At 29.9% G+C, this 23,587-nt stretch carries 20 protein-coding genes; 10 read left to right on the forward strand and 10 right to left on the reverse strand.

Annotation, left to right across the window (positions count from 1 at the left end; genetic code table 11):
* Positions 1-15: 15 nt before the first annotated feature.
* Complete coding sequence (locus tag ACTTAX_RS00420; RefSeq protein ID WP_440692057.1) at positions 16-927, reverse strand: bifunctional enoyl-CoA hydratase/phosphate acetyltransferase; 912 nt, start codon at positions 925-927, stop codon at positions 16-18.
* A gap of 80 nt (positions 928-1,007) precedes the next feature.
* Between ACTTAX_RS00420 and ACTTAX_RS00425 the strand changes: the two genes are divergently transcribed.
* On the forward strand, positions 1,008-1,856 hold the full coding sequence (locus tag ACTTAX_RS00425; protein WP_440692058.1) for a bile acid:sodium symporter family protein: 849 nt from the start codon (positions 1,008-1,010) through the stop codon (positions 1,854-1,856).
* Here the strand turns inward: ACTTAX_RS00425 and ACTTAX_RS00430 are convergent.
* On the reverse strand, positions 1,849-2,805 hold the full coding sequence (locus ACTTAX_RS00430) for a MarR family transcriptional regulator (protein ID WP_440692059.1): 957 nt from the start codon (positions 2,803-2,805) through the stop codon (positions 1,849-1,851). The genes ACTTAX_RS00425 and ACTTAX_RS00430 overlap by 8 nt on opposite strands.
* A 114-nt stretch (positions 2,806-2,919) precedes the next feature.
* On the opposite strand from ACTTAX_RS00430, the gene ACTTAX_RS00435 reads away from it, so the two are divergent.
* Positions 2,920-3,117 (forward strand): hypothetical protein, encoded by a 198-nt coding sequence (locus ACTTAX_RS00435; protein WP_440692060.1) that lies wholly within the window; start codon positions 2,920-2,922, stop codon positions 3,115-3,117.
* Here ACTTAX_RS00435 and ACTTAX_RS00440 read toward each other — a convergent pair.
* Genes ACTTAX_RS00440 through ACTTAX_RS00450 form a run of 3 tightly spaced genes read right to left on the reverse strand, consistent with a single transcriptional unit; the run spans position 3,106 to position 6,756 of the window.
* The gene (locus ACTTAX_RS00440; RefSeq protein ID WP_440692061.1) at positions 3,106-4,110 is read right to left on the reverse strand and encodes an Ldh family oxidoreductase; all 1,005 of its coding nucleotides are present in this window, start codon (positions 4,108-4,110) and stop codon (positions 3,106-3,108) included. The genes ACTTAX_RS00435 and ACTTAX_RS00440 overlap by 12 nt on opposite strands.
* Positions 4,111-5,265, reverse strand: coding sequence for an epoxide hydrolase family protein (locus tag ACTTAX_RS00445; RefSeq protein WP_440692063.1), 1,155 nt, complete (start codon positions 5,263-5,265; stop codon positions 4,111-4,113).
* Positions 5,266-5,268: 3 nt separating this feature from the next.
* Positions 5,269-6,756 (reverse strand): aldehyde dehydrogenase, encoded by a 1,488-nt coding sequence (locus tag ACTTAX_RS00450; RefSeq protein ID WP_440692065.1) that lies wholly within the window; start codon positions 6,754-6,756, stop codon positions 5,269-5,271.
* A gap of 197 nt (positions 6,757-6,953) precedes the next feature.
* Between ACTTAX_RS00450 and ACTTAX_RS00455 the strand changes: the two genes are divergently transcribed.
* The 3 genes from ACTTAX_RS00455 (at position 6,954) to ACTTAX_RS00465 (ending at position 9,877) form a co-directional block, all read left to right on the forward strand.
* Positions 6,954-7,994 carry a TRAP transporter substrate-binding protein gene (locus tag ACTTAX_RS00455; protein ID WP_440692067.1) on the forward strand — a complete coding sequence of 347 codons (1,041 nt, stop codon included), beginning with the start codon at positions 6,954-6,956 and terminating at the stop codon, positions 7,992-7,994.
* A gap of 90 nt (positions 7,995-8,084) precedes the next feature.
* On the forward strand, positions 8,085-9,368 hold the full coding sequence (locus ACTTAX_RS00460) for a TRAP transporter large permease (protein ID WP_428079874.1): 1,284 nt from the start codon (positions 8,085-8,087) through the stop codon (positions 9,366-9,368).
* On the forward strand, positions 9,368-9,877 hold the full coding sequence (locus tag ACTTAX_RS00465; protein ID WP_440633517.1) for a TRAP transporter small permease: 510 nt from the start codon (positions 9,368-9,370) through the stop codon (positions 9,875-9,877). Before ACTTAX_RS00460 ends, ACTTAX_RS00465 begins: the two co-directional genes overlap by 1 nt.
* A gap of 17 nt (positions 9,878-9,894) precedes the next feature.
* On the opposite strand, the gene ACTTAX_RS00470 is transcribed toward ACTTAX_RS00465, so the two are convergent.
* The 3 genes from ACTTAX_RS00470 to ACTTAX_RS00480 all read right to left on the reverse strand — a co-directional run bounded on the left by ACTTAX_RS00470 (position 9,895) and on the right by ACTTAX_RS00480 (position 13,645).
* Positions 9,895-11,820 (reverse strand): ABC transporter permease subunit, encoded by a 1,926-nt coding sequence (locus tag ACTTAX_RS00470; protein WP_440692069.1) that lies wholly within the window; start codon positions 11,818-11,820, stop codon positions 9,895-9,897.
* Complete coding sequence (locus ACTTAX_RS00475; protein WP_440633515.1) at positions 11,820-12,617, reverse strand: ATP-binding cassette domain-containing protein; 798 nt, start codon at positions 12,615-12,617, stop codon at positions 11,820-11,822. The genes ACTTAX_RS00470 and ACTTAX_RS00475 overlap by 1 nt, the downstream gene beginning before the upstream one ends.
* A gap of 86 nt (positions 12,618-12,703) precedes the next feature.
* A complete protein-coding gene (locus ACTTAX_RS00480) occupies positions 12,704-13,645 on the reverse strand; it encodes an ABC transporter substrate-binding protein (protein ID WP_440692071.1) in 942 nt (313 codons plus the stop codon).
* Between the two features lie 203 nt (positions 13,646-13,848).
* Between ACTTAX_RS00480 and ACTTAX_RS00485 the strand changes: the two genes are divergently transcribed.
* Together ACTTAX_RS00485 and ald are read left to right on the forward strand one after the other, a co-directional pair.
* Positions 13,849-15,195: an aspartate aminotransferase family protein gene (locus ACTTAX_RS00485; protein WP_440692073.1), complete on the forward strand. Its 1,347-nt coding sequence runs from the start codon at positions 13,849-13,851 to the stop codon at positions 15,193-15,195.
* Between the two features lie 30 nt (positions 15,196-15,225).
* Positions 15,226-16,344: an alanine dehydrogenase gene (gene ald, locus ACTTAX_RS00490; protein ID WP_440692075.1), complete on the forward strand. Its 1,119-nt coding sequence runs from the start codon at positions 15,226-15,228 to the stop codon at positions 16,342-16,344.
* Here ald and ACTTAX_RS00495 read toward each other — a convergent pair.
* The gene (locus ACTTAX_RS00495; protein ID WP_440692076.1) at positions 16,341-16,628 is read right to left on the reverse strand and encodes a hypothetical protein; all 288 of its coding nucleotides are present in this window, start codon (positions 16,626-16,628) and stop codon (positions 16,341-16,343) included. The two genes, ald and ACTTAX_RS00495, sit on opposite strands and share 4 nt — an antisense overlap.
* Positions 16,629-16,781: 153 nt before the next feature.
* Between ACTTAX_RS00495 and ACTTAX_RS00500 the strand changes: the two genes are divergently transcribed.
* Complete coding sequence (locus ACTTAX_RS00500) at positions 16,782-18,839, forward strand: hypothetical protein (protein WP_440692078.1); 2,058 nt, start codon at positions 16,782-16,784, stop codon at positions 18,837-18,839.
* A 413-nt stretch (positions 18,840-19,252) separates the two neighbouring features.
* Complete coding sequence (locus ACTTAX_RS00505) at positions 19,253-20,173, forward strand: O-antigen ligase family protein (RefSeq protein WP_440692079.1); 921 nt, start codon at positions 19,253-19,255, stop codon at positions 20,171-20,173.
* On the opposite strand, the gene ACTTAX_RS00510 is transcribed toward ACTTAX_RS00505, so the two are convergent.
* Positions 20,153-21,277, reverse strand: coding sequence for a polysaccharide biosynthesis/export family protein (locus ACTTAX_RS00510; protein WP_440692080.1), 1,125 nt, complete (start codon positions 21,275-21,277; stop codon positions 20,153-20,155). The two genes, ACTTAX_RS00505 and ACTTAX_RS00510, sit on opposite strands and share 21 nt — an antisense overlap.
* Positions 21,278-21,404: 127 nt before the next feature.
* On the opposite strand from ACTTAX_RS00510, the gene ACTTAX_RS00515 reads away from it, so the two are divergent.
* Positions 21,405-23,546, forward strand: a complete 2,142-nt coding sequence (locus tag ACTTAX_RS00515) for a GumC family protein (protein WP_440692082.1) — start codon at positions 21,405-21,407, stop codon at positions 23,544-23,546.
* The last annotated feature ends 41 nt before the right edge of the window (positions 23,547-23,587 follow it).

Genomic DNA, 23,587 nt, shown 5'->3' on the forward strand with positions numbered 1-23,587 from the left:
ATTAATAATTTTAAATTAGTCTAAAGCTACTACTGCCGCAGCTATTGATGCTAATCTTGCCTGTGCTTCATCTGATCTACTAGTTATTACAACTGGGACTTTTCCTCCTACCACAACTCCTGCAGCACATGCACCCATAAAATAAATCATCATTTTAACTAGTGCATTTCCAGTTTCAACACTTGGAACTAATAATACATCTGCTTCTCCTGCAACTAAATTTTTAATACCTTTGATACCAGCAGATTTTTTAGAAATACTATTGTCAAAAGCTAATGGTCCAAATACATCTGCGCTTAAATTTTCTTCTTTAGCAAGTTTTGTTATTTCAGCTGCTTCAATAGAACTTGGTACACTTTCTAAAACTTCTTCTGTTGCAGACAATACGGAAACTTTTGGTCTTTCAATTCCAATACGATTTGAAAAATTTATTACATTTTTCAAAATATGCATTTTAGTTTTAACATTAGGTAAAACATTTAAAGCACCATCTGTTATTATTAATGGCTTATCATCTTTTCCAATAGTCATATGCCAGATATGACTTAATCTAGTTTTACCCAGTAAGTTGTACTCTCTCTTTAAAACTTCTTTCATTAGAACGTCAGTATGAATATGTCCTTTAACAATTATTTTAACTTTACCTTCACTTGCAAGTTTAGCTGCAATTTTTGCTGTATTATTTTCAACTGGCTCATGAATAAGTTCGTATTTTGATATATCCCAACCAAGATCCTCAGCACATTTTTGTATTTCAACATCATGACCAATAAAAACTGGTTCAATTAGATTTTCATTTACAGCATCTTGGACAGATAACATGGGCAGGGGTTTACCAGCATTTACAACTGCAACTCTTATTCCTTTTTTACTATGAGCTATATCTAATAGTTTATTTGGACAGATAATTTCTTTGTTTGAGAGCATTTTTTACAAATATAGTATTATTAAAATATGTATATAGAAATAATATACGAAAAAGTTATAGTTTATCTGAGATTTAAAACATGGAAATAGTTACTAAAATAGCACCAATAGCTTTAGCATTGATAATGCTTGGCCTAGGACTTGGTTTATCTGTAAAAGATTTTACTAGAGTAATTAGAAATCCAAAAGATTTTTTAATTGGAATAACTTGCCAATTAATTCTTTTACCAATTGTTGCATATATATTGGTTTTAATTTTAAGATTACCAATCGAAATAGCTTTAGGTTTAATGATTATAGCTGCAGCACCAGGAGGTGTTACATCAAATGTTCTTACTAAGTTTGCAGATGGAGATGTAGCTTTATCAATTTCTTTAACAGCTGTTGGAAGTTTAATTAGTATTATTTCAGTTCCATTTATAGTTTTTACCTCAGCTGAAATGCTAGGGGTTACTGAAATGTCCACAGATATTACTATGACTGGGATTGCACTTAAAATGTCTTTAGTTGTAACTGTTCCAGTGATTATAGGAATGGTTATAAGAGGATTTGCAGAAAATTTTATCTCTTCAAATATTAACATCGTCAATAGAACCACTAGTTTATTGTTTGTAATTGTATTTGCAGCAATATGGATTGAAGAAAGAGAAAATATTTTTAATTATTTAGCTCAAGCTGGAATAGCAGTTTTAGTTTTAAATATAGTGATGATGGTCTTAGCATTTTATATAGCTAAAGCTTTTGCAACTGGAGTTGCTCAGAGAAAATGTATTTCTTTAGAGTGTGGCCTTCAAAATGGAACTTTAGCAGTATTTGTTGCAACTCAAATTTTTAATGATGTTGCTTACATGATACCAACAGCTGCTTACGCTTTAGTCATGTATATTACAGGATTTATTTTTATATATATTTTAAGAAAATCTAGTTAATGGTAGTTTTGTTTAAAATTTTATAAATCAGTTCTGAAATCTCTTTTATTGTTTGCTCTTGCATTTTCTGAGTATTTGAAAAAACTTTTTTTTCAATACTAACTGAAATTAATTTTTTTTGATCTATTTTAGCATAACCTTTTTTAATTAAAAAATTTACTTTTCGAACAACTGTTGGTCTCGGAATACCTGTTATGTCTGATATAGACATAGAATTTAATCCAACTTTGTCTGCATAAGATATTCTCTTTCTCCACTTTTCAATATCTATATCGTGTAAAACTAAATCTTTATTTGATGATGCATTAGATATTAAAAGTAAGGCTATACATAATGTTTCTAAATCACCTAATTCCTTCCTCCATCGGAAATAGTAAGAAAAAATAAATTTATAAAATTCGTACCAACAAAAAGAAAAATGTTTCTTAATACCATCTGATATTTCAGTTGATGAAAAGTAGTTTGGAATTTCATTTTCTTGTTTCAAAATTTTTGAAGAAATAGATATTAAATACGATATATTTTTTAATGCAGATATTGGCTGCACTGTTTCATAAGCAGATCTATCAATAAAAATTTTTTTTTTTGTTCTTTTAATTACGCCAATTTTTTCTAGATAAATAATCTTTCTTCTTACACTTTCTTTAGGGATTTGAAGATCTCTAGAAATTTCAATAATTTTAATTTCTTCAATTTCTAAAGTTTTATCTTTATAAAAGGTGTTGTAATCGACCTGAATTCCATTTTTTTTATAGAATTTAAAATCGTTATTTAACAAATAGATTAAGACCATGTACATTTCTATGTCTTTGAAATTTGAATAGGCATTGATTATCCATTCAGATACAAATTTATAAAAAACTGGAACGAAATTATTAAATTTTTTATTAATTACTGAAGTTACCTTTTTTTCATCAAGTGCGTCAGATATGCTTGGTAGTATGCTCATAATTTAAAAAAAACCCAATATGGACAATGCACAAACAAGTGTCAACCCATTTTGGACATTCCTAATATGTAACAATGTAACTACTAATGATTAAATAATATTATATTAAAAATTATGAGTTCAGAAAGCTTAAATAGAACATTTGCTAAAATCGATAACCCCTCAGTTTTATCTGGAACTGCTAAGTCAGTGGATGTGAATGTTCTAAAGCAAAGACTTATTAATAAAAAAAAGAAAGAAAAGGTAAAAAGAACAATTGTCTTATCTTCTGTTGTAGCTTCTTTAGGAGTTTTAACTTTTTTAACTTATTAAAGTTTCTAAATCTTTTTTAATAATATCTGGAATATTGATTTCTTTTTTAAGATTTTGCTTGTAACGATTAAATTTGTTTTGTCCTGGATACATTATTTCTTTAATACCTTTGATTTTAGGAAGTTTTTTAATTGTTTTAATGTTGTCTTTAATTCTTTGATTATAATTTTTTTGAAATAAGTTTGCCTTAAAGGTTATAAACAAATGTCCAATATTTTGCGGTCCTGAAAAATCATCGAAAGGATCTTTAACTCTACCTGCATGATTTCCTCCCGTTAACACTCCACTTAAAATATCAACCATCCAAGCAAGTCCTGAACCTCTAAAACCAGCAATAGGTAATTGAACTCCCGCTAATGCTTTTTTTGCATCATTAGTTGGTTTTCCAAATTTATCTAATGCTACTCCAGCTGGAATTTTTTGATTGTTTCTTGCAGCAACTCTAATTTTACCTCTGTTAATCATTGAGATTGACGTATCTAAAATAAAAGGAATTTTAGAACCAGTTGGGGTACCAAAACAAATTGGGTTAGTTCCAAATAAAGTTTTTAATGCACCATGAGGAGCAATTGCTGGAGGAGCATTTGTGTAAATCATTGCTATTAAATTTTTCTTAACTGCTTGTTCTGCGTAATAACCTGATAAACCATAGTGACCACTATTTTTTACCGCAACCATTCCTATTCCAGTTTTTTGAGCATGTTTAATTGCTGTTCTTATTCCAAGATCAGCAGCAACAAATCCAATGCTATTGTTAGCATCAATATGTGAAATAGAAGATGAAATTCTTTTAATTTTTATTTTTGGTTTTGGATTAATTACTTTTTTGGAAATTCGGTCACAGTACATTTTTAGTCTTGATAAACCATGACCATAAGCACCAACTAGCTCTGCATTGATTAATGCATTAGCTGTGATTAAAGCATGATCTTTGCTTAAACCAAACTTTTGAAAAATCTTAATTATTTGTTTTTTTAATAATGGTGTTTTCACTTATTTGAATATTTTTAAATCTTCGTTAAAAAAATTTTTAATATCATTAATTAATAAATTTGGAACCTCTAAAGCAGGAAAATGACCACCTTTAGGAAATTTTTTCCATCTTTTAATATTAAAAATTCTATTCACATAAGATTTTGGAGGCCATTCAAGCATTTCTTTAGGAAACTCAGCAATTGCAGTTGGAACTTTTATTTTTTTAAAATCTTTTGGAAAAGATCTTCCACCTTCTTTTCTTCTTCCAAAATAAATCCAAGCAGCAGTATTAAAACTATTTGTAATTATATAGATCATTATGTTTGATATTAATTCATCATTTGAAAATGTTTTTTCTATCTTGCCTTTATTTAGGTGGGACCAACCATGAAACTTTTCTAAAATCCATGCTGCTGTTCCAACTGGACTATCTATCATTGCATAAGATAAACTTTGTGGTTTGGTTGCTTGTTGGGTTCTGTAGCCTTCCTGCATTATTTGATCAAAGTTAAATTTTTTCTCCCATTTTTTTTCTTTATTATTTCTTGGTCCTTTTGGATGTCTGATTGGTAAACAATTAATATGAATTCCCTTACAATTTTTTGCACTATCAAGACCAATCCATGCAGCAATAGTCGCTCCCCAATCCCCACCTTGTACAATATAATTTTTATGACCTAAATTTTTGACCATAAATTTATTTAAAATTTTTCCAATCCTCCTTGGACCTAAAGCTTTTTTAATCGGAGTTGAAAAACCAAATCCTGGTAAAGAGGGCACAATGACATCAAAACCATCTTCAATTTTTCCACCAAATTTTTCAGGATGAGCAAGCTTTGGAATGATGTCAAAAAACTCAATTACACTGCCAGGCCATCCGTGCAAAAGTAATAATGGTCTTGACTTAGGGTTTTTACTTTTTTCAACAATAAAATGCAGATTTATACCATCCACATTAGTTTTGTAGTTTTTAAAAGAATTAATTTTGTTTTCAAATTTCTTCCAATTATATTTTGAAACCCAATATTGAGAGATTTTTTTTAAATAATTATAATTAGTTCCATACTCCCATCCATTTACATTTTGCATCATGTTCCATGGATAGGCTCTTACTTTTTTGTAAATATTATTAAGTGTGCTTTTAGGCACACTTATTTTGTATGGTCTGATCATCAATTAATTGTGACTTATCCAAATAGTTTTTGTTTGAAGAAATGAATTCAAAGCTTCAGTACCTTGATCTCTACTTAGAGAGCCTGATTGCTTATATCCTCCAAAAGGAGTTTTAATATCTCCTTCAGAAAAAGTATTCACTGACACAGTTCCACAAGGCAAGCTCTTAGCTAAATGAAATGCTCTGTTTATGTCTTGAGTAAACACACTTGCATGCAACCCGTATTTAGAATTACTTGCAATTTTCAATGCCTCCTCATCGTTTTTGACAGTTAAAACACCAAGCACTGGTCCAAAAATTTCCTCTTGAGCGATAGTCATATTTTCCTTTAACCCATCAAATAAAGTTGGTTTTGCATAAAAACCCCTTTGTTTCTTACTGGAAACACCACCAGATAAAAGTTTTGCACCTTCATCAATACCTGTTTGAATATATCCATCAACAGTTTGTAAATGACCTTTTGAAATCATTGAACCCATATTTGATTTAAGATCTAATGGATCTCCAACTTTTAACTTTTTAACCTTTTTGATAATTTTATGTAAAAATTCATCTTTAACTTTTTTATGAACTATCTGTCTCATATTTGCAGAACAGTTTTGTCCACCATTCCAAAATGCAGAATTCATAGCATTATCTATTAAGTCATCAGTAATTTTAGCATCTTCTAATACTATAAATGGACTTTTTCCTCCCATCTCTAATGCAACAGGTTTTAAATTACTTTCACTTGCATATTTTAAAAAATATCCTCCAACCTCAGTTGAACCTGTAAAAGAAACGGCATCAACATCTTTGTGTCGACCTAAAGCTTCACCAACATCACCATAACCTGGAAGCACATTTAAAACACCATCTGGTACGCCAGCTTCTTTTGCAATTTGTGCAACTCTAATTGCTGTAAGTGGTGTATCCTCTGCAGGTTTAATTATCACTGAACAACCAGCTGCAAGTGCTGGGGCCATTTTCCATACCGCCATCATTAAAGGAAAGTTCCAAGGAACAATTCCAGCAACAACACCAATTGGTTCTTTGACGATTAAACTAGTAATAGATGGTTCTGTTGGTCCAACTTTTCCAAAAACTTTATCAATTAATTCCCCATACCACTGAAAATGCATTGGAGCATCATTCGCAACTTCATTAATACAATCAGAAATAAGTTTACCTGTGTCTATACATTCTAAAACTGAATTTTCATCACCATGTTTTCTAAGCAATTCAGCAAATTTTAATAAAACTTCTTTCCTATGCTCGGGTGAACTTTTAGACCACACTCCACTATTAAAAGCTTTCCTTGAAACTTTAACTGCTAAGTCAACATCCTTATGATTACATTTTGCAACAGCACAAAGTTTTTTCCCAGTTGCAGGATTGATTGTTTCAAATTTTTGTCCATCAATAGCATTTACATATTTACCATTAATAAAGGCTCTTCCTTCAAATTTAATTTTATTGGCTATTACTTTATATTTGTTACCTGAGCTCATAAATTATTTCCTATAAATTTAATTTTTTATTTTAAATTTAATCCTAAGCCACCTTAGGAACAAAATAAATAGATTAACTATAACAATATATATTCAACTCTTAATTGAATTAGTTTTTTGTATACTTCGTTGTTAAATTTAAATAGGGTTTAAATAATTTAAATTGATTATTTAATTAACTTAAGGGAGATAACAAAATGTTTATTAAAACAATTAGCAAGACACTTATTAAAGTGGTTGCGATTATTTTCTTAGCTCAAGCTGCTTATGCAGAGATGACTCTAAAGCTTGGAACTACTGGTAGATTGGGTATGCCAATTGGTGACGCAATTGATCAGGCTTTAATACCAGCTATGGAGAAAGCATCTGGGGGTAAAATGAAAATTGAACCTCACTACCAAAGAAGCTTATGTGCAGAACAAAAATGCGGTGAACAAGCCAACCAAGGTCTTATAGCTCTATGGACTAGTTCTACTGCAAACTATGGTAACTTTGGGCCTGAATTAGCAATTTTTGATTTACCATTTATTTTTAAATCATTAGAGGATGCTAAAAGAATATCGGATGAGTGGTTAGCCGAAAGACAGTGTAAACTAGCTCTTGAGAATGCTGGTCATATTTGTCTTTCTGTATATTCAAGTGGAGGATTTAGACAGCTTGGAAATGCAACTAAACCTGTTCACGAACCAGATGATATGAAAGGACTTAAATGGAGAACTACTAAAAGTCCTGTTGAGTTCATGCTAGTTAAAAATTGGGGTGCAACACCAACACCTTATGACTGGAGTCAATTATATCAAGGTCTTCAATCAGGTGTAGTTGAAGGTCAATATGTTGCTAGTCCATGGCAGCATGTAGCAAAACTTCATGAAGTTGCAAAATATTTCACTGAGATCGGAGGAATGTGGTCTGGAAATATTTTAGCGATGGATGCTAAACAGTACAATGCATTGTCTGACCAACAAAGAAAATGGTTACACGAAGCAGCTGATGCTTATGGAGAAAAAGTAAACGAGTTGGATAACGCTTGGATTAAAAATGGTGAAGATGCAATTAAAGCATCTGCTAAAGAGTGGTATGTTCCAACAGAAGCAGAAATGACTAAGTGGAGAGCTGGTGCAATCGGTGCTTGGTTAGATGCTAAGGGTACTTTTGAACCAGAAGTAGCTAAAAGAGTACTTCTAGAACAAGGTATGGATGGATTTGTAGCTCAGTTAGAAGCAGCTGGAGCTCTATAATTCATTAATTAAAACTTTGTGAAGACCATTTAGTTCTATTTTAGAATTAGATGGTCTTTACCTAAAAATAATCATAAATTATAAATATCTATGGAAAGTATTATTTTACTTGTCGTACTCCTTTTGCTAATTTTATTAGGAGCTCCAATCGGCTTTATATTAATACTGATACCATTTGTTTATATTCTATTAACAGATGCCGTTCCTCTTGTTTTAATTCCTAGTCAAATGTTTACCGCTATAGACTCGGTTCCATTGACTGCCATTGCATTCTTTATGTTAACAGGTGAGCTGATGACAAGCGCAACAATTACTGACCGTTTAGTTGCTTTAAGTAGAGCATTAATTGGTCGTATAAGAGGAGGGTTGGCTCAAGTTAATGTTCTAGTGAGTATGTTTTTTGCAGGCATGAATGGTTCTGTTGTAGCAGATACAGCAACCGTTGGAGCGTTAGTTTTACCAGCTATGAAGAAAGCTGGTTATCCTGCAGCATTTTCAGCTGCGGTTACAGGTGTAAGTTCCACAATAGGAGGAATTATTCCACCTAGTATCATGATGATTGTTCTCGCTAACGCAACTGAAATCTCAATTGCATCTTTATTTGCAGCTGGGATTGTTCCAGGTATTTTGATCGGTGTTGTTATAATGGTAATCAATCATTATTTTGCAGTTAAATACAATTTCGAGCGTAGTGATCAGCCGTTCTCAGTTCGTCGAGCTGGTAAAGAATTGTATCGTTCTTCATTTGCTCTTTTAATACCTTTGGTATTAGTAGGTTCGGTAATGGGAGGTGTCGCTTCGGTTGTTGAGGCAGGTGCTATCACTGCTTTAGTTGCTTTGTTTACTGGTGTATTTGTTTACCGAACTATTAAATGGAAAGATTGCACAGGTGCTTTTCGTAGAGCGTTCCGTAATTCAGCAATGGTTTTTATTATTATAGCTGCTTCAGGGCCTTTCAGTTGGTTGCTTACTTCTCTTGGCGCAATTGGTGATCTTGAAGCTTGGCTTTTAGGTTTAGCGGATTCTCCAATACTATTTATTTTAGCGTTAATATTATTTATTTTTCTTCTTGGAACTGTAATGGACTCAGCAGTAAACATTATCATTGTTGGTCCAGTACTTGTGAATGTTATGTCTCAAGCAGGTTTTCCTGAAGTACAAGCAGCAATCGTTGTAATAGTAGGGTTTTTAATTGGATCAGTGACACCACCAGTTGGTGTTGCGTACTTTACATCTGCAACAATAGCACAAGTGCGTTTAGAAAAAGTAGCTGTTGCTTTAATTCCTTACCTGGTTGGACTATTTTTACTTTTATTTTTTATCTTAGTTGTTCCAGAATTAACAATGTTTCTTCCTAATCTATTGAGTAATTAATGATGAAATTTTTGAATAGTATTGATCGTTTTGTTCATAGAATACTCGAAGCTATGTGCTCAATATTTTTGGCAGCAATGGTTGGTTTCACTCTTTATAATGTTACGATGAGATATGTTTTTAACAACCCTCCTGTTTGGGGAGATCTACTTACAGTATTAAGTAATATTTGGTTGATGTTTATAGCACTCTCTTTGACAGCTAGAGATAATGAACATGTAGCTTTAAATTTAATATATGAAAAATTGCCTGAGAGAGTTTCTCTATACATTCGTCAGTTCTGGAAAGTTATGATTATGATAATTGGTATCGTCTTAATTATTTATGGGATTGAACTTGTAGAGGGTATGAGAGGGAAGTATTGGGAAATGTGGTATTTTGAAATTAGTATGCAGGGTATTGAGTTCAAACCAAATTATATGCCTAAAAAATATGCAGTAGCGATCCTACCATTAGCTGGATTTTTAACTACCGTTGGTGCTGCAATAAGTTTTATTAAAAAAGTCTAACTTTTAATAAAAGCTTATTAACCTTTACCTCTCCAAGGTATAGTTTTATCGATTATTTTTCTTAAAGTTACGTCGAACAATAAACCAAGAAGACCCATAATAAATATCGTTATCCAAATAACTTCGTATTGGAAGTATTTTTTGGCAACGTTTTCAACAAAACCAATACCAGTTGTTCCAGCTAAAAATTCTGCTGCAACTAGTGTTCCCCAACACATACCAACTGCAACCCTTATTCCAGTTAAAATTTCTGGAAGAGAATTTGGGAAAATTACGTATCTTAATATTTGTTTTTTTGTAGCTCCTAATGAGTGAGCAGCATGAATTTTTGATAATTGAGTTCCTGATGCCCCAGCTCTTGCTGAAATAATCATAATAGATAAAGAGACCATAAATAATAAAAATATTTTTCCAGAGTTATCAATTCCAAGTACAGAAATAATTAACGGGGCCCAAGCAAGTGGGGGAACCGGTCTATAAAGTTCAATTAATGGATCAAAGAAACCTTTTGCAAATCTATTAAGACCCATAAATAATCCTAACGGAACGCCGATAATAATTCCAAACACTAATCCTAAAAATACCCTCATAAAAGAGTCCCAGATATGTCCGTATGGAACAGGAACTTTGAATAATTTAAAGTCACCAGTAACAACTTTTAAAACATTGCTTTTAAAGTTCTCTTTAACTATCCCGTCTTTTGTATGAACCGGATACTCACCAGGTAAGATATCAGCTATCCAATCTGGTAAAACGAAGCCAATCATTTTACTAACATCAACCATTTCAATCCATAAAAGAGGGACATTTTTGTATCCAACACTTGGTTTAGACATCAATACAAACTTATTAAATGTATCAGATGGTTTCGGTAACCATCTACCAGAACCTTGCTCTGAACAAGTAGGTCCACTTGCTACAATTGTTCCAGCAGGAAATAAAAGTATATCGATTAATCTTAATCCAGCTTGTTCTTTATTTTGTAATTCATCAAACTCAATAATTGCTGCTTGCATTTCATTTAATGCATTAGGAGGGTAGATACTTGCAAACTCTATTCTTCTTGCAATTTTAACTATATTTTTTGCATAGTCAGATGCTAACTCTTCATTGTCATCCAAACCTTTTCTGTAAGCTTTAATGTCATCTTTAAGTTGTTTAATTGAGCTTTTGAAAGGTGGATTATGATTTTTTAATTTAAAAAACTTGTCGTCAATTTTTTTTAATTCTGCTGCAGCTGCGTGAAATTTTAAACCTTTATTCGTTTGAGGTGCAGTTGGTATTTCAATTGTATTTTCAATAGAACCACTTCCGGAGTCTATTGTGGTAATTCCCCAACCACCTTGTTCATCAATAAGTTTTTGTCTTTCAGTTTTTTGAGCATCTGTCTCAAAAGGATAATCTTTCTTTTGGAAATTTGAACTTAGAAGTTTTATTTCTTCCGTTATTTCTTGAAGTTTAATTTTGGTATCCATTTCCATTAATTCTTCATTTGTTAAAAGTGGAATTAATTTAGAAGTTCTATCAATGTAGCTTACAAGAATTGTTTTTTGTTGATCATTTAGATCTGGAGATCCATTTATTTCATTTGCAATTTTTGTAAGATTTTTATTTTCAATTTTAATAATGGATGTACTTTTGAATTCTCTTTCTTCAATAGGGAATTGATATTTTAAACCTAATAAGGACTCATTAATTTTAGCAACCTGACATAATTCATTTGCTGATTTTGGATAAAAACCTTTTGCAATATCCCATGAATAATAAAGCCAGAGCATTAGAATTGCACTACTACCAACAATTACCCAGTGCGTTCCACCTTTAGCTCTTTCTGGATTACCAAAAACAGCATCTACTTTTTCAGTTCTGATTAATCTTCTTCCATAAAGAATACATCCAATAACTGAAACGATAATTAGTATTGTTACAAATTGGGTTAACATTAACTATCTTTCCCCATTATTTCTTCTTCCATATTCCAGATCATGGATAAAATTTCTTCTCTGGTAGATGAAAATTCTTTGTTTTTTTTAATTTCTCTTAAATCTTGAGTAAGGCCCATTTCTGCAAATGGAAGATTATATTCTTTATGTATTCTCCCAGGTCTTGGAGCCATTACATATAATCTTTCACCAAGTAAAAGAGCTTCTTCAACAGAGTGAGTAATTAAAATAATTGTTTTTCCAGTTTCTTTCCAAATTTTTAAAACTAAAGACTGCATCTTTTCTCTTGTTAATGCATCTAAAGCACCTAATGGTTCATCCATTAAAATTAAATCAGGATCATTGATCAAACATCTTGCAAGCGCAACTCTTTGCTGCATACCACCTGATAATTGATAAGTAGGAGTGTTACCAAATCCTTTTAACCCAACTATATCTAACCATTCTTCAACTTTTTTTGCGGTTACTTCTGGATCTTCACTTTTCATACGAAGACCAAAGTTTACGTTTTCAGCAACTGTTAACCATTCAAATAAAGCACCTTGTTGAAACACCATTCCTCGTTCAACACCAGGTCCATCTATTTCATTATTATTTAAAGTAATTTTTCCTGAAGTAGGTCTTAAAAATCCTGCGGTAATATTTAATAAAGTTGTTTTTCCACAACCGGATGGGCCAAGAACAGTAAGTAACTCACCTTTTTTTAGAGTAAAACTAACATCTTTTAATGCATGAACTGTTTCTCCTTTTGGAGTTTTAAAAATCATATTTAGATTTTGAGAAACAAGATCACTCATAGCGCCCTTATATTAGAAATTTTTTAAAAAAAATAGGCACTAATTTTTAAATCAGTGCCTATTTAAAAAGTTTTAAACCTTTAAAATTATAAAGGTAAGAAACTTGTGTCTACGTTACCAGATGGAGTTCCCATTCCTTTTAAGAAACCATCTAAGTTTCCGCTCTCCATAGAAGCTTTAGTTTCTTCTGGAGTTAAGAATTTAAATCCACTTAAAGTTTCTTTCATGTCAGCAACTTTCATTTCAGAAGCTTTTGCCATAGAATTCATATCAGATTTACCTGATCTGTATCTGTCGTTTGCTTCGTGAGTTACTTCGATGAAAGTTCTTAGCATTCCTGGATTTTCTTTCATGAATTTGTCTGTAACAGATGTAATATCTATACCCAAGATACCAGCAGCTCTTGCTTCATCTACAGTTAATAATCTTGAACCAACTGCAGTTGCTGCTTTAATAGAGTTACCACCAAATAAACATGCCATTACAACATCACCACTTACTAACGCAGCAGCACCTTCTTCTGGGTCCATTTGAATGATATCCATTTTACTTCTGTCAGCACCAACAACTTTCATACTTTCATCAAAAACGTATTCAGCCATTGTTCCAAGTGGAACAGCAACTTTTTTACCTTCTAATTCAGTAGCGTTAGCTTTTGTGATTCCAGATGCATTTGAAGTTACACAAGTAGTTCCACCCATTCCATATTCCATTGCGATATCAACTAATTTGATTGGCGCATTAGATTTTACAGCGTTGATGAAAGGTACTAAACCTTGTGAGTAAGAAATATCAATATCTCCTGCTAACATTGCATCAGTCATAGCTCCACCGTTAGTGAAGTTTGTCCACTTAACTGGTACACCAAGAGCTTTTGCAAAATTTTTCTTCTGCATGTCCTCTAAATTTGGACTTGGCCATTCTAGAAAGTATGCAACTCTAACTTCATTAGCTGCAGAGTTTGCAACTGAAATTGAAAGGTTAAGAGCAAAAATAGATCCTAGAATAAAACTTAGTATTTTTTTCATTTATTCCCCTATGTTAATTTAATTAAATTATCTTTATTTAAATTCAATTTTGAGCGGTTGTAAAACAAAAAGATAAATTCAATTAAAAGTTGTATACTTATGACGCATCATTTTGGGTGGTCAAAATTTTTCTAGCAAACTAATTGATTTAGTCTAATAGTTGGAAATATTTATAACAGTTAATAAAGAGAGAAAAAAAATTTATGAGCTCAGAAACAAGAACTTCAGTTCCAAATTCATTAAATGAACATTGGATGCCGTTTACATCGAATAAAGATTTTAAAGCAAACCCAAGATTAATTACTGAAGCAAAAGGTGTTTATTTAAAAACTCACCATGGAAAAACACAAATTGATGCGAGCTCAGGATTATTTTGCAATCCATTAGGACATGGAAGAAGAGAAATTACAGAAGCTGTAACTAAACAATTGGAGACTTTAGATTACGCGCAGCCTTTCCAACAAGGTTTTGGTGGCTCATTTGAATTAGCTACAAAAATTTCAAAACACACTCCAGGTGATTTAAATAAAATGTTTTTTACTATTTGTGGTTCAACTGCTGTTGAGACTGCAATTAAGATTGCTGTTGCTTATCACAGAGCGAAAGGAAACGCTCATAGATTTAGATTTGTAGGACGTGAAAGAGGTTATCACGGAATGAATATTGGATGTGTTTCAGTTGGTGGAATGATCAATAATGTTAAAACATTTGCAAGTATCTTGATGCCAGGCGTTCAACATATGAGACATACTCATTTACCAGAACATAAATTTGTTAGCGGTCAACCTGAAACAGGAGGAGATCTTGCAGATGATCTAGAGAGAATTGCAAGTAACTTTGGACCAGAAAATATTGCAGCTTGTATCGTAGAACCAATTGCTGGATCTACTGGAACTTTGGTACCACCTAAAGGATATTTACAAAGATTAAGAGAAATTTGTGACAAGCATGGAATTCTCTTAATTTTTGATGAAGTAATCACAGGTTGGGGAAGAACGGGTTCTTCTTTTGCAAGTCATGAATTTGGTGTTACTCCTGATCTAATGACTATGGCTAAAGCAACAACTAACGGTGTTGTTCCAATGGGTGTGGTTGCATGTAAAGATGAAATTTATGATGCAGTAATGGATGCTTCTCCAATGGGGTCTGTTGAATTATTTCATGGTTATACTTATTCAGGTATTCCAGTTGCAGTAGCAGCAGGTTTAGCTGTTCAAGATATTTTTGAAAAAGAAGATATTTTTAATAGAGCAAAAAATTTAGCACCTTATTTCCAAAAAGGATTATTTTCTCTTCAGGACTTGGAGTCTGTTGAGAACATAAGAGGTTATGGAATGATGGGTGGTATTGATATGAAAATGAATACCAAACCAGGTAAAGCAGGTTATGAATGTTTTAAAGCTTGTTATGAAGCAGGTGTAAACTTTAAAGCAACTGGTGACTGTCTAATTATCGCCCCTCAATTTATATGTGAAGAAAAACATATAGATGAGATTATTGATAAACTTAGAACAGGTATTACAAACTATCAAAAAAACCAAAAGAACTAGTAAGCAAATTAAAAGACATGGAGAGTGCTTATGAAGATAGGCGTACCTAAAGAGATCAAACCTCAAGAAAACAGAATAGGTTTAACACCAGATAGTGTTAAAACTTTAGTATCTGAAGGTCATGAAGTTATTATTGAAAACAATGGAGGGTTTGAAGCTGGTTTTGAAAATGATCAATATACAAATGCAGGTGCAAAAATAGCTAGCACTGCAGCTGATATTTTTAATGATGCAGACATAATAGTTAAAGTTAAAGAACCTCAAAAAGTTGAGGTTGATATGATTAGAGAAAATCAAATTGTTTACACATATCTTCATTTAGCAGCAGCGAAAGAATTAACTGAAGGCTTAATTAAATCAAAGAGTGTTAATATAGCTTACGAAACTGTGACAGATGATAATGGAAGATTACCATTATTAGCTCCAATGAGTGCAGTTGCTGGAAGAATGTCTGTTCAAGCTGGTGCTCACTGTTTAGAGAAAAACCAAAATGGAAGAGGGCTTTTACTTGGAGGTGCCCCAGGTGTTACCGGAGGAACAGTTGTAATTTTAGGTGGAGGAGTAGTAGGTGAAAACGCAGCAGTGATTGCAACAGGCATGCAAGCTAAAGTTCATATCGTTGATAAATCAGAAGCTAGATTAAAACAATTAGTGGAGATGTTTGGTGACAAAATTATTCCAGAGCAAAGTGACAAAATTGATCTACCAAAATTAGTTTCTGAAGCAGACTTATTAATTGGCGGAGTGTTAATTCCAGGTGCTGAAGCTCCAAAATTAGTTACTAAAGAAATGATTAAATCTATGAAGAGAGGTTCCGTAATAGTTGATGTTGCAATCGACCAAGGAGGATGTGTTGAAACAAGTAAACCAACTACCCATGGAGATCCTACTTATATTGTAGATGATGTTGTTCATTATTGTGTAGCAAACATGCCAGGCGGAGTTCCAAGAACATCAACTTTAGCTTTAAATAATGCAACCTTACCTTTTTTAGTTAATCTTGCAAATAAAGGTTATCAAAAAGCATTAAGTGAAGACAAAAACTTTTTAGCTGGTTTAAACGTACACAAAGGTATGGTTACATATAAAGCAGTTGCAGATGTTTTTGGTCATAATTTTGTTACACCAGAAGAGGCAATTAAAAATTAATTGTAATTTTCAATAATCAATTTTTTATTTTTTTCACTAAATGAATTGTAATTAAATATAAAATATTTTTTTAATTCAAAATTTTTTCCTTTATTATTTTTTGTGAGCAAAAAAGTATTAGTAAACGATCTTTCAAAATCATTTTTTTTCTCTTTTGAATAATCATCAATAAAAAATCTTTTGTTCCAATAATTTACATTTAGAATATTTCTATTGTTGTTTTTTTTAAGATAAGAATTTACCTCATCTCTATTATATTCACTTAATAGAGACAAATCTTTCATAAAATTAGGAAATTCCAATACAAAGGTATAATCATATGGAGTAAGTTTCCAAAAGTTATATTTTAGTGATTTAAATGGGGCAAATAAGATAAATAATGAAATTAAATTATAAAATATTAATATTATAAATGAGTATTTAAATAAATTTTTAAAATGCAAAATCAAAATACTAATTTTTTAATTTATTTTATAATTTTAATCAAAGTTATATTTTCCTTATTTTTTGGAACAATTGTTTTTGCTGAAGAAAATCAAATTGGTGCAATTTCTGAAATAAACGGAAGTGCGATAATTAAAAATAAAGCTTCTGAGGAAAGAGAAACAAGTTTATTTGATCCCATTTATTTAAATGATGAAATAATTGTTAAAGGTAATTCCTCAATTACTTTAGAATTCGATGATGGAACTTCAGTAATCCTCAAAGAATTTACATCATATAAAGTAACAGATTATATAAATGCAAAATCCAGCCCAACTTTTTATTCTGAGGTTTCTTCTGGGAAAGTAGTTGTTGAAACGGGATCTATTGCAAAAAATCAAAGTGGAAAAATGGAGTTACAAATTAAAAAATCAAGCTTAGTTCTTAAAGGTACAAGATTGAATGCTAGTTTAAATGAAACAGGTCAATTAGATGTATCTCTAGGTGAAGATAATTTTGGAAATACAGGTTTAATTGAAATGACCTCAGATGGACAAAAACAAAGTATTTTTTCTACGGATCAAGTTCTACAAGTCACTGAAGAAGGTGTTAGCGCAAGGGAAAAAACAGATGAAGAGATCAATGAAGAAAAATCTGCAAATGAGGTTTTTGTAAAAAATTCTTCAGTAAATGAAGAAGAATTAGAAGTACAATTGGTTGCAAAACTAGCAAGCGGAAAGATTCAAGATATTAATAATGATGGGATAATTAATACAAGTGATGTTGATGAACTTAAACAACAAATTTTAAATCAAAAACAAGCAAAGATAGAATTTATAATTGATAACTCTAAAGAAGATAACACTGAATTTTTATCAAACGTAATTGATCAATCTGATGAAAAAACTACAGGAGGTGTTTTAGAGAAAATTATTGATAAAAATGATGCCTTAGTTGAAAATATTGTTGAAGATTTAGTTGATAAAAATAATAATTTTTTGACCACACAATCTTCAGAAAACAACAATGCAATAAAAGAAAAAGTATTTGAAACAATTGTTTCTAAAGAAACAAACAATTCTGCAGCAATCTTAAGTAAAGTTATGGCTAAGGCTGATACAGCAACATTATCTTCAGTTATCAATAATATTACTGAAAAAAATGAAAACACTAATTCAAGTTTATCTTTGAAAGTAATGGCAGATTTTGCTGAAAAAAATCCACTTAAATTAGAAAATCTTTCAGAAAATAATTCAGATGAAATTCAAAAATTAACCGTATCTGCTATAAGCGTTGCTAAATCAAATGCTAATGATGCAAATTTAATTGCTAAAGTTGTTGCTGCTGCTCCCGAGGAATTAACTAATAAAGTTATAGATGAAGTAACAAAAAAATCCTCTGATGTAGACCAAGCTTTGTCCGCTAGAGTAATGAAATCAGTTATTGAAATAAACCCAAATAAAATGGATTCAATAAGTGAAGAAAATAAGCAAATAATGATTTCTCAAACTATTGAAGCTGCTAAAAATCAGGTAAATCAATCTAATCCAGTTGAAAACCTTTCTGCTATTGTAGCTGAAATTATAGTTGAGGCTGATGGTGATATTGCAATTTCAGTTTTACAAAATTTAAACGATTCTAATGAAGAGCAATCTTCAGATTTAACTAAATCAATTTTTATTAATTTAACTAAAAATGAAAACTTTGAGGAAAAGCTTGAGGCTATTTCAGAAAATTCAGTAATTGCAGAAGATATAGTTGATACTATGGTAGAAGACGCAATAGTAGCTATATCAAATAGCAATGAAACTGAAATTGTAAAAAATCTTTTAAAAGAAAATGAATTTATGTCTGAGAAAATAGTAGAAGTAGCAAACAAAAGCGGAGATAAAAATTTAAATAAAATTCAAGATATAATAGAAGAAATTATCGAAGAAGACCCTACAAAGAGTATTGAGATAGTTGAAAATAATAAAGAAAAAGAAATTATTGAGACAATAACTGTAACTGAAAAGCCTAAATCAATTGATGAAATTAATGATGTTTTTGACACAAATGTATCTCCTAATTAATGGCCGCCATCTCAAAAAATAAAAAATATCAGTATTTCTTTTTTTTAATAATTACTTTTTATTCAATTTTTAATGGTGGAAATTCCAATATATTAATCCAAATTAATTTTTTATTAATCAGTTTATTTTTTATCTTTTGTTTAAAAGATAAAAATTACAATTTACATTTTAGGTATTTTTTTAATCAAAACAAATTTTCTATATATCTCTATTTATTATTTTTAGTTTATTTATTATTTCAAATTTTACCATTGCCAATAAATTTTTTGAAATTTTTTTCACCTGAAAAATTTTATTTTTTAAATTTATTGGATATTGAAACAAGATTTACATCTATAAGCCTTGCACCAAGTAATACTTTTTTTCAATTTTTAAATTTCTGCTCCCTATTGATAGTTGTTTTTATTTTAAAAATGATTTTTTATAGAGAAAGACACAAGCAAAGATTTTATTTGTTTTTATCTATAATTGGATTTTTATCTGCTTCTTTTGGAACTTTGCTGTATTTATCAGGTAGCACAGATTTGCTGAGTTTTAAAAGTTTTAATAGTGGGGTATCCACTGGTTTTTTTGTTAGCAGAACTGTTTTTTCTATATTTTTACTATTTTGTTTTATTGCAAGTCTTGAGTATCTTAAACGTTCACAAATTAGTGAAAGGAATTTTTTTTCCAGAGTTTATGTAAGATTGTTTATTATATTTATAGCCATAGGTATTATTACGTCATTTTCTAGAATTGGAAATTTTTTACTTTTAAATGTTGTCTTATTTTATTTGCTTAATGAATTTTTTTTAAAAAAACAAAATACTAATTTATTTAGAAATGTAATTTTAATAATAGTATTTGTAGATATTGTTGTATTGGGACTATATTTTGGTTCATTTAGGATGGTTGAGAGATTTCTTTTTTTAAAAAATGAATTTTCAGAAATAGCTAATCCTGATGTTAATTTAATGAGATTTCAAATAATAAAATTTTCTATTAGTCAAATATATAATTATCTAATATTTGGGTACGGTGCAGGGGGTTTTGAGACCATGTTTAAATTAAGTTTTCCAAACTTATCAACATCTTTTGCTAATCATGCCCATTCTGATCTAACTGAGTTTATTGGTGAGTTTGGTTTAATAGGTTTTGTATTATTTTTTATGTCAATTTTCATTTTTTTGAAAAAATCTCTTAATTATAATTTTAAAAATTTAATACTAATTTTTTGTATGTTAATTATTTTATTGTTTGATTTTTCTTTACATGTCCCTTTTATTCAGTTTTTGTTTGTTTGTTTTTTTGTTCTAAACCAAAAATTTATAAAATTATCTAAAAGCGGGTTTTAAGTTGTTTCTAACTATAGGATTATAAGAATTAAATAAGTTGGTTTGTGGAAGCAACAAGCTAATTGTTCTATTCCATTTAACAATTTCTGTTGGTGGAATAAATACTATATCTCCCTTTTTAATTTTAAATTTTTTACCTGCTACTAAATTTATTGGATTTTTAATATCCAGCTGAAATACATCAATTTCTAAAAATGAGTCGTATTTTTCTCTTATTACATAAACTTTTTCAGCATTAGCAGTTAATTGATTTATCCCAACTGATGATAATAGTTCTGTTAGAGAATAATTCATGTCAGGAAAATATGTCCCTGGTTCAGTTACTTCTCCAAAGACATGAATAGAATTTGCATTTTGATCAATAAATACTACATCATCCTTCTTAAGACTGAAATTTTCTTTTGTGTCCTTATTTTTAAAAGCATTATTTAAGTTAATTTTATAAACCTCTCCATCCCTTCTTAAAAGTCCACTTGTTCCAAAAATTTTATCTTCAGCAGTTGGATTAAAATTTGCTTGAATAGCAGCCTCTATCAAAGTTATGGGCTCTTGATCAAGCGAGATAGTAATTTGATTTCTAACAGCGCCAACTATATATGCTTTGCTACTATTATATTCTTCAATATTTATTTGAAGATCAGGATTTATATAAAAGTTTTTAATAATTTCAGTAAGCAAGTTATGAGCATCATCTTTTGTTAAACCGTCTAACTGCACTTTGCCAACGAAAGGGAGATCAATCATACCTATTTCATTAAGCTCATAAACTCCATCTAGATCATCTGTCTCAGTTAAGTTAATATTAATTACATCTGATGGTCCCAAGATATATTCATATTTATAATCATATACTTCAGCATAATTTTTAATATTATTTTCTAAATCATTGAATTTATCTTTGCTGTAATCATTTAATTTATTTTGAGATAGAGTATTAATTTTTAAAATATTAATTTTAACATCATTAATTGAGTATTCACCATTTGCTAAATTTTCATTTGGAAGTTTTTCTTCGATATCCTCATTAATTCCAGGAAGAGTCGCACATCCGCTTAAAAACAAAATTATGAAAAGTTGAATATAATTTTTTTTAAAAAATTTCATTAAATTATTTTAATACAATGTTACTAAATATTTATTATCAAATTTAAAAGCCATAAAATACCTTAAAAAAAACGTTTCATTTTGAATTTATTGAAATTTTTCACAAAACAAATAAAAACTACAGTAAATGATCAATGATAAATTTGAAAAAACTTTAGATTATATAGATCTTGATCCTAAATTTTTAATCTCAATTTTAAAAAAATACATTATTCATATAATAGCTTTTGTAAGTATTATCACATTGTTAGTTTTGCTTTTTACTCTTAATCAAGACAAAAAGTACAAAAGCAATGCAAAAATAGTAATCGAACCAGATAATAATATCGTAAATATTCAAGAATACTCAACTGTTATGAGTGACAATAGAAACAGAATTAATAACCAGATCGCTATTTTTAAAAGTGATCAAGTGCTTGAATATATTATTCAAGATAAAGAAAACTCAAAAAAATTTCAAAATTTTTTTTTAGAAAATAATCAAAATTTTATTCAAAAAATTTTTAATAAAAAGAAAAATTTTAATATCAATTCCTTGAAAGGAATGCTTTCCTCAAGTCTAGGAATCTCTAATGTTAAAAATAGTGATATTTTAATACTGTCTTTTATTTCAACAAATCCAAGAGTTGCTAAACTTGCTTTAGAACAAGTTATAAGCTCTTATCAAAGATATGAGATAGATAGTAAAATTGAAATTACCAATTATGCAAATGAAAAAATATCTGATCGATTAAATATCTTAGTTGAGCAAATGGATTTAGCTCAAAAAAAATTATCTCAGTATAAACAAGAAAATGACTTAGTTGATACAGGGAATGTAAAACAATTAAAAATTAACGAAATTCAATCAATTTCCAAAAGAATAATAGACGCTAAACAAAATTATCAAAATCAACAAAATGACTTGTTGTCAATTAAAGTTGCAGAAGGAGACATGGATGCACTACTTGCAATTCAAGATTTAAAAAATAGAAAAGAAATTTCCGACATAAAAGATCTTCTAAATTCAAATGAAAGCAATCTAGAGTCTTTGTCATTAATCTATACAGAAAAACATCCAAAAATTATTCAAGCAAAAAATCAAAATCAAAGTTTAAAAAAACAATTAAATAAAATTTTAAATGAAAACATTGAACAAAAAGCATTTGAACTCAGTAATTTGGATAGCTTTATCAAACTTTCAGAAAAAGAAATGGAAAAACTTACTGATGAACTAAGAGAAATTGAGGAAAAAGAGTCTGGTATGCTTAAGTATACTAGAGAGTTAGAAAGTAGCAAAAAACTATATGAGTCTTTTTTACAAAGAATTAAAGAAACAAATGAAGCTCAAAATCTCCAAGTTTCAAAACTAAAAATTCTTGAAAGTCCGAATTTACCAGGATCACATTTTTATCCAAATCCAGTTAGAAATTCATTAATAGCTTTTATAATTTCATTTATATCTATTTATGCTTTATTTTTTTTAAGAGAAATAAATGCAGATGCTTTAAAAAATACTGAAGCTATTAATTCATTAAATATATTACAATTAGGAACTCTCCCACATGTTGAAAAGGATAAAAATGACATTGATATTTTGCAAAAATTTAGTTCTGATAATGAGTCAATTTTTTCAGAGTCTATAAGGTCGTGTCGTGCAGTAGTTGAGTCAAAATTTTATAAAAATAAGAGTTTTTTAATAACATCATCAAACCCATCAGAAGGCAAAACTACTTTCGCTTTTAATCTTTCGTTATCTTTAGAAAAATCTAATACAGTTCTTTTTATTGAAGGAGACTTAAGGAGGCCTACAGTGTTAAGTAGATATATAGGTTTTGATAATAAATCAAAAGGATTAGGTGAAATTATTTCAGGACAATGTGATTTAAAAGAAGCCATCAATAAAATTCCAGGTACAAAACTTGGTGTTATCACTGCAGGACAAATTAAAATAGATATGTCTGATATAGTAAGTAAAGATCAACTAAAGAAATTTTTTGATACATTAAAAATTAATTATAATTATATAATTATAGACTCACCTCCAATACAACCAGTATCTGATACTTTAATTTTAGCACAAGCTGTAGATCATAATTTTTTTATAATTAGAGCTGAAGAAACTAAAACTGGTTCTTTGATGTCCTCAATAAAAAAAATAAAAAGTGTTGGTGCAAAAATTGATGGTATTGTTCTAAATGATATAGATATTTCTGGTAGGGGATATGGTTATTACAATTATTATCAAAGCTATTATGGTAGAGAAGCAAGTGATTTGCAAAAAACTTAAAAAATTAAAATTTAATTTTTTATAGTCTCAAAAAACGATTC

The sequence above is a fragment of the Candidatus Pelagibacter sp. HIMB1695 genome, from assembly GCF_052047655.1.
GTDB lineage: Bacteria > Pseudomonadota > Alphaproteobacteria > Pelagibacterales > Pelagibacteraceae > Pelagibacter.